This is a genomic window from Dietzia sp. CW19, from assembly GCF_014145265.1.
Lineage (GTDB): Bacteria > Actinomycetota > Actinomycetes > Mycobacteriales > Mycobacteriaceae > Dietzia > Dietzia natronolimnaea.
Map to the genome: position 1 here is coordinate 1 of NZ_JAALEE010000133.1, position 8,945 is coordinate 8,945.

9 protein-coding genes and 1 pseudogene are annotated in these 8,945 nt (G+C 71.0%); 6 read left to right on the forward strand and 4 right to left on the reverse strand.

Annotation, left to right across the window (positions count from 1 at the left end):
• Positions 1–43: 43 nt before the first annotated feature.
• A complete protein-coding gene (locus G6021_RS04590) occupies positions 44–1,123 on the reverse strand; it encodes a polyprenyl synthetase family protein (protein WP_182640755.1) in 1,080 nt (359 codons plus the stop codon).
• Positions 1,124–1,218: 95 nt separating this feature from the next.
• Here G6021_RS04590 and metF point away from each other — a divergent pair, with 95 nt between their 5' ends.
• Positions 1,219–2,196, forward strand: a complete 978-nt coding sequence (gene metF / locus G6021_RS04595; protein WP_182615602.1) for a methylenetetrahydrofolate reductase [NAD(P)H] — start codon at positions 1,219–1,221, stop codon at positions 2,194–2,196.
• 45 nt (positions 2,197–2,241) lie between these two features.
• On the opposite strand, the gene G6021_RS04600 is transcribed toward metF, so the two are convergent.
• Genes G6021_RS04600 through G6021_RS04610 form a run of 3 tightly spaced genes read right to left on the reverse strand, consistent with a single transcriptional unit; the run spans position 2,242 to position 5,136 of the window.
• A complete protein-coding gene (locus G6021_RS04600) occupies positions 2,242–2,970 on the reverse strand; it encodes a DUF3153 domain-containing protein (RefSeq protein WP_179525053.1) in 729 nt (242 codons plus the stop codon).
• Positions 2,967–4,553, reverse strand: coding sequence for an NAD(P)/FAD-dependent oxidoreductase (locus tag G6021_RS04605; protein WP_179525054.1), 1,587 nt, complete (start codon positions 4,551–4,553; stop codon positions 2,967–2,969). The genes G6021_RS04600 and G6021_RS04605 overlap by 4 nt, the downstream gene beginning before the upstream one ends.
• Complete coding sequence (locus G6021_RS04610; RefSeq protein ID WP_179525055.1) at positions 4,537–5,136, reverse strand: GNAT family N-acetyltransferase; 600 nt, start codon at positions 5,134–5,136, stop codon at positions 4,537–4,539. Before G6021_RS04610 ends, G6021_RS04605 begins: the two co-directional genes overlap by 17 nt.
• 93 nt (positions 5,137–5,229) lie before the next feature.
• Here G6021_RS04610 and G6021_RS04615 point away from each other — a divergent pair, with 93 nt between their 5' ends.
• The 5 genes and pseudogenes from G6021_RS04615 to G6021_RS04635 form a co-directional block, all read left to right on the forward strand.
• On the forward strand, positions 5,230–5,634 hold the full coding sequence (locus G6021_RS04615; RefSeq protein ID WP_179525056.1) for an SAV_6107 family HEPN domain-containing protein: 405 nt from the start codon (positions 5,230–5,232) through the stop codon (positions 5,632–5,634).
• 176 nt (positions 5,635–5,810) lie between these two features.
• Positions 5,811–6,221 (forward strand): DUF3040 domain-containing protein, encoded by a 411-nt coding sequence (locus G6021_RS04620; protein WP_179525057.1) that lies wholly within the window; start codon positions 5,811–5,813, stop codon positions 6,219–6,221.
• 411 nt (positions 6,222–6,632) lie between these two features.
• Positions 6,633–7,109 (forward strand): division/cell wall cluster transcriptional repressor MraZ, encoded by a 477-nt coding sequence (locus G6021_RS04625; protein WP_179525058.1) that lies wholly within the window; start codon positions 6,633–6,635, stop codon positions 7,107–7,109.
• 187 nt (positions 7,110–7,296) lie between these two features.
• Entirely contained in the window at positions 7,297–8,319 is a 1,023-nt protein-coding gene (gene rsmH / locus G6021_RS04630) for a 16S rRNA (cytosine(1402)-N(4))-methyltransferase RsmH (protein ID WP_179525059.1), read from the forward strand.
• Positions 8,316–8,945 (forward strand): annotated as a pseudogene (locus G6021_RS04635) (hypothetical protein); the annotation flags it as partial. The gene rsmH and the pseudogene G6021_RS04635, both read left to right, overlap by 4 nt.

Sequence of the window (8,945 nt, forward strand, 5' to 3'; positions counted from 1 at the left end):
GAGGTGGGCGTGACGGCCCCCGGGGCCGGGCCCGGTGCCATCGTCACGCCCGACGACGGGTGGCGGCCTCGGCCAGGTCGCGCAGGGTGACCCGGCCGTGCTCGCTCACCGCGTCCGAACCGATCGCGTCCAGGGCCCGCACGGTCAGGGTGTCGATCTCCGCCTCGACGGAGGCGACCGCCCCCGAGTCCACGAGGATCCGGCGAGCCCGCTCGAGGTCGTCGGTCTCGAGGTCGGTGCCCAGGACCGAGAGCAGGAAATCCGAGTCCCCGGTCGGTGCCAGGGCGGTCGCCCTGGCCAACAGGAGGGTGCGCTTGCCCTCACGGAGGTCGTCCCCGGACGGCTTGCCCGTGACCTCGGGGTCACCGAACACACCGAGCATGTCATCGCGGAGTTGGAAGGCCTGCCCCACGGCCACACCGAACTCGCGGAGCGCCGCGACGGTGTCGGCGCCGGCCCCGGCGAGCTCGGCACCGATGTGGAGCGGCCGCTCGACGGTGTACGCCGCGGTCTTGAACCGGTTGACCCGGGCCGGCGTCAGCTCGTCCGTCGCACCGGAGGATTCCGCGAGGATGTCGAGCATCTGACCCGAGAGCACCTCGGTCTTCATCGCGTACCAGGGCGCGAGCGCCCGGCCGAGTGCGGCCGGATCGGCGCCGGAGGTCACGAACATCTCGTCCGCCCAGGTCAGGGCCAGGTCTCCGACGAGGATCGCCTGCGAGACCCCGTACCGGGCGGGGTCCCCGGACCATCCCAGTCCCCGGTGGGCCGCCTCGATCGAGCGATGGACGGTGGGTCGGCCGCGACGGGTGTCGGAGGCGTCCACGATGTCGTCGTGGATGAGGGCGCACGCCTGGATCAGCTCGAGTGCCGCGCAGGCGGTGACGATCTCGTCCGGGACGACGGCGTCCGCCGGGCTCACCGCCGACCATCCCGCCAGGCCGAACCGGGGCCGCATCCGTTTGCCACCACTGAGGACGAAGTCCGCGAGCAGGCCCGCCAGGGTGTCGACCCGATCGTCGACCCCTGACACGACCCGGCGCCGTCCGTCGAGATGGCGGCGGAGGGCGCCGAGGATCCGCTCTCCGTCGTCTGGACGAGTCGCCGTGACCACGGTCACCATCCCTTCCGGGCGCCGCCGCCCGGCAGCCCTCGATACCGTGATCCTAGTCGCCGGGCGGAGGTCGGCACCGACGCGTGTCGGGCTACCCTGGTCCGGTGACCCAGCTACCCGACATCGACCCAGCGGGCGGCGACCGACACCCGAGCATCGTGGACCGGATCGCCTCGTCGAGCACCCCCAGGGTGCCCTTCTCCGTCGAGTTCTACCCACCCCGGGACGAGGCCGCGGAGGCACGTCTCTGGCGGGCCGCCTCCGTCTTCTCCGAACTGGGCGCAGCGTTCGTGTCCGTCACCTACGGGGCCGGCGGGTCCACCCGTGACCGGACGGTCAGGGTCGTCGAGAGGGTCGTCAGCGAGACCGACCTGGTGCCCATCGCCCACCTGACGGCCGTGGGGCACACGATCGCCGAACTGCGCGAGATGATCCAGATGTACGCCGACGTCGGTGTCACCAACATCCTCGCCCTCCGGGGGGACCCCCCCGGGGACCCGTTGGGTGACTGGACCCCGCACCCCGAGGGTCTGCACTACGCGGAGGAGCTCGTGCGACTGATCCACGAGGTCGGGGACTTCCACGTGGGTGTCGCGTCCTTCCCGGAGGGGCACTACCGGGCGCGGGACCTGGACCACGACACCGAGATCCTGCTCAACAAACTGCGCGCCGGCGCCGAGTACTCGATCACGCAGATGTTCTGGGACGTGGAACACTACCTGCGTCTCCGGGACCGTCTCGCGGTCGCGGACCCGGAGCAGGCGGCCAAGCCGATCATCCCCGGGCTCATGCCCGTGACGAGCCTCCGTCAGGTCCGCCGGATGGTGGAGCTGTCGGGGTGCGCCCTCCCGGACGGCCTGTCCGACCGGTTGCGCGCGGCGGCGGGTGACGGGCCAGAGGAGGACCGTGCCGCGGTCCGCGAGGTGGGGATCGAGTTCGCCACCGAACTCTGTGAGCGTCTGATCGGCGAGGGCGTGCCCTGCCTGCACTTCAACACCCTCAACTTCTCCCGTGCCACGCATGAGGTGTTGGCCAACCTGTCGATGGTCCCGTCCCCGGGGGTCGGGGCGACCAGGGCCTGAGGCGGTGCTCCCGCGGTCCGTGCGCCCCGCCGGCTCCCCGTGAGATCAGCGCACGAGTCGGTCCGACCGGGCCCGCGAGGTCCGGGCGGCCAGGATCGTCCCGATCGACACCAGTAGAGCGGCGCCTATCCCGACGATCATCCACACCGCGAAACCGCGGGTCGCCGGATCCGGGTAGGACGACGACGCCTGCATCCGGGTGATGGACCCCGGCGCCGGTGTCCAGCTCACGGAGTTACCCCCACCCAGCGTGCCGTTCGTCTCCCCGATGCGGTTGGGGAACGTGAGGTCCACCCGGGTGGACGCGGAATCCGCCCGGTCCGCCGGTATTCCGGAGAGGTCCACCGAGCCGGTGAAGGACACCGTGTCGCCGCTCCGGCGGAAACCCAGGGTGTACGGCCTCGCCCCCTCGACCTCGATGGCCAGGGACAGCGCGTCGACCTCTGCGAAGGTCAACTGGGTGAAGTAGATCTCCCTGCCGGTGAAGCCGTCCGCGGAGTAGGCGGTGATCCGCACCTTCTGCTCGAGGCCGGACGGAGTGGACAGCCGGTCCAGGGCGGCCGCCTGTGCCGGCTGGTCGCCGGCCACCAGGATGCGACCCGAGACGGTGTCGTCCTTCCGCACACTCATCTGGGCGTTCAGCTGGAGACACCCGGTGAGGACGAACAGCATCGTCACCAGGGCGGTGACGCCCGTGATCCGGCGACGCGCGGGGGAGTGTGCGGCCGTCACGGGGCTGGTCGCGGTGGTGCTCGGTTCGATCACGGTCGTCATTGTGCCCGCGTGCGGCGCCGACGCCGCGTCGACGTGCCGAGTCGGCGACCGACGAGCCGCGCCACCGTCCTCCCGCTGGTGCCGATGACACCCCCGCCGGGATGGGTGGAGGCGCCCGCGAGGAACACGCCGTCGGCGCCGGGGACGGTGTGCCCGGCCAGATCCGGGTGGGGCCGCATGGGGAGCATCTGATCGAGCGACATCTCCACGTGCATCACGTTGCCGCCGATCAGGCCGAGTTCGGTCTCCAGGTCCTCCGGTGTCTGGACGTGACGGTGGACGATCGAGTCGGTGAGCCCGGGGGCGAACCGCTCCGCGGCCGCGATGATCCGGTCCGCCTCACCCGGACCCGCCTGTGACCAGGAGCGCCCGTCCGCCAGGTGCCGCGGGTGCCACTGCGACCACAGTGTCAGTTCGTGCCGACCCGCCGGCGCCAGCGAGGGGTCGAGCGAACTGAAGCTCATGGCGAGGACGGCGGGATCGGCGTCGAGACCGCCGGCCGCGGCGACCCCGTACCGGTGGTCGAGTCGACGGCGGTCCGTCACCAGCAGCTGCAGACCGTGCGCACTGGTGGTCGTGGGCACACCCGGGTACCGGGGCAGATCCGTCGTACCCAGCCGGACGACCATCCCCAGCCCGAACCCCGGACGGATCCTGCGGCGCCAGGCCTCGAGGCCCGCCGCGGGGAGTTCGTGGGCCAGGAGGTCCAGCGTGGTGTGGACGTGACAGGCCGCGACGACGGCCGAGCAGTGCAACGACGGGCCCCCCGCGGTATCCACCCGCCAACCGGCCCCCGAGCGGCGGATCGCCGTCGCTCCGGCGCCCGCCGTGACCGATCCGCCGCCGGCCCGGACGGCGGAGACGAGAGCGTCGGCGAGAGCGCCCGACCCGCCGATCGCACGGCCGGGAGGGGTCTGGTGCATGAGCGCGGCGAAGCCGATCATCGGCGCGGTGCCGGGATGGGACATCGGCGGTCCGGACTGTGCGCCGAACCAGGACAGGGCGGCCTTGAGCCGCTCGGACGTGAAGGTCTGGTCGAGCAGCGCATCCCCGGAGGACAGGAAGGTCTGGACCGTGCCGAAGGGATCCCGGAGATCGTCGCGTCCGAGGAACGCGGAACCCAGGCGCGGAGCCGTGGGGCGAACGCTGAACCCCTTCATCATCCGCCCGGCGAGGACCTCCCACCGGCGGACGAACCCGCGGTAGGCGTCGGCGTCCGCCCGCCCGCAGGCGGCGGCGATGCTCGCACAGGTCTCGTCGAGGTCGCGGTGGAAGACGAGGGGCGGGGCGTCGCTGCCCGGCGGGGCGGGGGCGAAACCCCACGGGTCACAGTCCACGTACCTCAGCCCGTGGGCGGCCAGGTCCAGCTCCTCCGGGATGCCGGTGTGCCGGATCATCAGGTGGGCCGACGAGCCACGATCCGTGCGGTGCCCGGGGTAGCGCTCGACAGTGGAGGTGGCGCCGCCCAGGACGGTGTCCTTCTCCACCACGTGGACGTCGAGCCCTGCCCGCGCGAGATAGGCGGCGCAGACCAGGCCGTTGTGACCGGAACCGATCACCACGACGTCATGACTGTTGTTCACGCGGGCCTCCGTGTTGGGTGAGGGGGAGCGACCGCGAGAGTACGGCGAACGGCCTGGCGTCGCCTTCGAACCTGTAGGCCCTGAGCACATCCGAGAAGCCCATCGACCGGTACAACCGCCACGCTCCGTTGGCCTCGTCGGGGACCTCGGGGGTCGAGAGCAACACGGATCCCTCCGTGCGACCGGACAGGAACCTGCGGAGCAACTCAGTGCCTATGCCGTGCCCCTGGTAGCGGGGGGAGACGTGGAGCTCCGTCAACTCGACGTAGTCCGTCGGCAGGCGCTGATCCTGTTCTCGCAGCCCTCGCGCGACCTGCTCGTACCACCACTGGCCGGGTGAACCCCGGTAGCCGTAACAGATGGCGACCAGGGGCCCACGGGCGTGACCGAGAAGGCGCCGACGCGGCGCCTCGAAGGCCGCGACCCCGGACCAGCCCTCCCGGTGGCTGTGCTCCATCCACGCGGGGGCGCGGGATCGGATCACCTGGGACGGGTACCCCATGGCGTCGACGTAGACACCGAGCGCCTCCGGCAGTCGGTCACGGAACTCCCCGGCGTCCAGGCTGGTGATCACGGTGTCCATCCACCCCATCTCATCACGTGCGCGCGTTCACGACCTCCAGTTGTGTCGTACCCCGCCGATACCGTGGGGTCCAGAAGGGGAGGTGCAGCGGAGATGGCGTCGAGAACCGCAGTTCGTGCGCCGGGCGGGGGTGGCCTCGGGTCCCTCGGTCGGGCAGGTCGTGCCGAGGTCCACCGGGGCCGGGCGCTGGCCGCGTCGTCACCCGCCGAGCGGTTTCTCGAGTCCTACCGGGCGGCGCGTTCGGCGGCGGCGGCGCTCCTGTCCCCGGGGCCGCGTCGCAGGGGCCCGTCCGATGTGTGGCACCGGCTCGCCGCAGAGGTTCCCGAGCTGGCGGAATGGGCCTCCGCCTTCGGCGGTTACTCGGCCCTCGCGGCCGCCGTGGAGGACGGGCTCCCCCGAACGGTCACACCCCGCATGGCGGATGACTTCCTCTGGGCTGTCGGTCGTTTCCTCGACCTGGTCGACGAGCGGCTGGGAGTACTGGGTCCGGCGGCGTGAGGTCGAGGACGCCCTGTGGACCGGGCTTCTGCCGCGTACTCGGAATCCCGGTGGTCACCACCGCGTCGCGCTCGTATGATGGAGTCAACCCTTGACCGGCTGATCCCCGTAGACGGTCGACGTCACACGGCCGAGCCGGCCGAGCTCGTAACCGCGAGCGTTCTAAGGAGGTCGAAGTGCCCCTGTCAGAGCACGAGCAGCGCATGCTCGACGAGATCGAGAATGCGCTCTACGCCGACGACCCCAAGTTCGCGTCGTCTGTTCGAAAGACCGGTGGGACCGGTGGCCGCCGTCCTGCCGGGCTGGTGGTGATCCTCGGTCTCGTGGGGGTCGCGCTCCTCGTGGGCGGGTTGGCACTCGACTTCAAACCGGGCGGGTTTCCCGTCCTCAGTCTCGTGGGTTTCCTCGTGATGTTCGCGGCGGGTGTGCTCGCCATGCGCGCGGTGCCGTCCAAGGCGTCGTCGTCGGCCGGTTCCGCGGGCGGAGCCCGGGTGCCGGGTACGGGTAAGGCGTCCACCAAGGGGGCCGAGGGCCAGAGCTACTCCTCTCGCATGGAGGATCGCTTCCGCCGTCGCTTCGAGCAGTAGCCAGAACGACTGATCACGTCCCGGGAGGGGCGAGCGCATCCGCGCTCGCCCCTCCCGCCTATTTCGGCGGCGAGCGTCTCGGCCGCGTGGGAACTCGGTGATGCCGGGTCGCCCTGCGGCGGCGCGCCCCACCGTGCGCCCCCCGGCTCTCCACTTCGCCCCACCGGGGGCCCATCATTCGCCCCTAGGGTGTGAAATAGTCACAGGAACCACATCTGTTCGCCGACTGTGGCCGTCTCCGGCGTGACTCCCGGCGGGTTCTCCAGCTGGTCACGGGTCGACAGGGTGCTCTGAACTGCAGAGATGTAAGTCGGTGGGGAGAAGTGGGGCACAGGCCTTGTTTGTGGGGCGTTGTGGGGTACAGTGGGGGACGCGAGGAGCTCGAAGGGGCCTGAACCCAGGAGGTGGCGGGTGACCGACACCGATCCCACCGACTCCGAGCGTGAACGAGCCTTCGTCGGGTACGGGACGCACCGTCCCAAGCTCGACGACAAGGGGCGGCTGACGATCCCCGCCAGATTCAGGCCTGGCCTGGCCGACGGGGTGGTCGTGTGTGGGTGGTTCACCAACACGCTCTCGGTCTTCCCGGAACGCGAGTTCGACGCGTTGGTCAGAAAGGTCCGGCCGACCGCCAACCTCAGTGAGAGGCACATGGCGTTCTTCCGGCTCCTGGTGAGCGGCGCGGAGGTCCAACAACTCGATTCGCAGGGACGGGTCTCCATTCCGGCGAGTCAGCGGAACTACGCGGGCCTCGGCAAGGACTGCGTGGTCAACGGCCTCGGAGAGCGTCTCGAAGTCTGGGACGCCGAGGCCTGGGACCGCTACAGCGCGGAGAACCTCCCCGTGTTCTCCGAGATGGAGGGCACCTCGCTGGGGATCGAGTTCTGATCCCCGGGACGGACCAGCACGACGGAACGACGGAACGACAGCACGACTGCACGACGGACGGAGCCCCCCGGCCCCTGCCCGGCACCACCCTGACGTACTTCCCCAACGCCAGGTGGGTACCGGACGGGGACCAGGGGGCTCCACCACAACCGGAGCACCGATGACATCCGGACGCGAGGGAGGCGACATGGCGGAAGAGCCCGACTCCGACCGCGCGGCTGCCCGGTCCGGTCACATCCCCGTCTTCCTCGACCGCACCCTCGAACTCTTCCGGCCCGTCGTCGACTCCGCGGCCGCGGAAGGCCGTCGCCCGGTGATCGTGGACGGCACGCTGGGTCTGGGCGGTCACACCTCGCATCTCCTCGCCGAGTTCGACGACCTGAGGGTGGTCGGGGTCGACCGCGACCCCGAGGCCCTCGAGATCGCCACCCGCAGACTCACCGCCTACCGGGACCGGTTCACTCCCGTGCACGCCCGCTTCGACGACTTCGACCTGATCGTGGACAGCCTCCCCGAGGACGCGAGGGACGCGGCCGGCCCGGCGATCGACGGCGTCCTACTGGACTTCGGGGTCTCCTCGATGCAGCTCGACGTGGCCGAGCGCGGTTTCGCGTACTCGGTCGACTCCCCGCTGGACATGAGGATGGACCCCACCACCGGCCCGACCGCCGCCGACATCCTGGCGGACTACCCGCGTGACGACCTCGCCAGGATCTTCCGCGTCTACGGCGAGGAGCGGTTCGCGCGTCAGATCGCCTCCGCGATCGTGCGTCGCCGTGAGACAGATCCGGTCGCCTCCAGCGCCCAGCTCGTCGAGCTGCTCTACGACACCATCCCGCAGGGCGCCCGCCGCACCGGTGGGCATCCGGGCAAACGTGTCTTCCAGGCGCTGCGCATCGAGGTCAACGCCGAGCTCGAGGCCGTGGAGAACGCGGTCCCCGGGTACCTCGACCTGCTGAGGGGTGACGGGCGGGCGGTGTTCATGGCGTACCACTCGCTCGAGGACAAGATCGTCAAGCGGGAACTGACCACCCGGACCGCCTCGCGCACCCCGGCGGGTCTGCCGGTGGAACTGCCCGGACACGGTCCCGAGTTCGAGGCCGTGACCCGCGGTGCGGAGAAGGCCTCACAGTCCGAGATCGATCACAACCCGCGCTCGGCCTCGGTCCGGGTGCGCTGCGTCCGGCGTATCGACGGGAGAACCCCATGACGAGCACGATCGACACGTCGGATCCCGCCGACGACCTCGACACCCGGCGCGGCACCACCACCGAGGGCGCCGAGCCGGTCAGAGGCGTCGGGGCCGTGGGACTGCGCCGGAAGCCGGTCACCCGCTCTGTCCGGGGCCGCCGGACGGTGGTCGTCCCCGCGGAACGGCTGAGTCCCGCCGACCTCGCGGGGAGGATCCCCTTCGTCGTCGTCATGCTCCTCCTCATCGGTACCGGCGTCGGCGGCACGCTCCTGCTGTCCGCGCAGACCACCCAGGACACCTACAACCTCAAGAACGCGCGTGACGCCAACGTCCAGCTCGTCGAACGCATGGAGGCCCTCCAGGCGTCCAACGAGCGAGCCCGGTCGGCGGAGGTCCTGGCCCAGCGCGCCGAGAAGCTCGGGATGGTCGGGGTCGCCAGCGCGCCGATCCTCACCAGGGGTTCGGACGGCGTGATCGAGGTGGTCGGCGAGCCCGAGGCGAAGCTCGGCGCGCCGGTCAAGCCGCTGCAGCCGGCTCCGGTAGCGTCCGAACCGTCGACGTCGCCCGACCGGGGCGGATTCGACGCACCGCCCGCGCAGGCGCCCCAGGACAGGACCCCTCGCGGGGTCGCCCCCGTCCCTTAT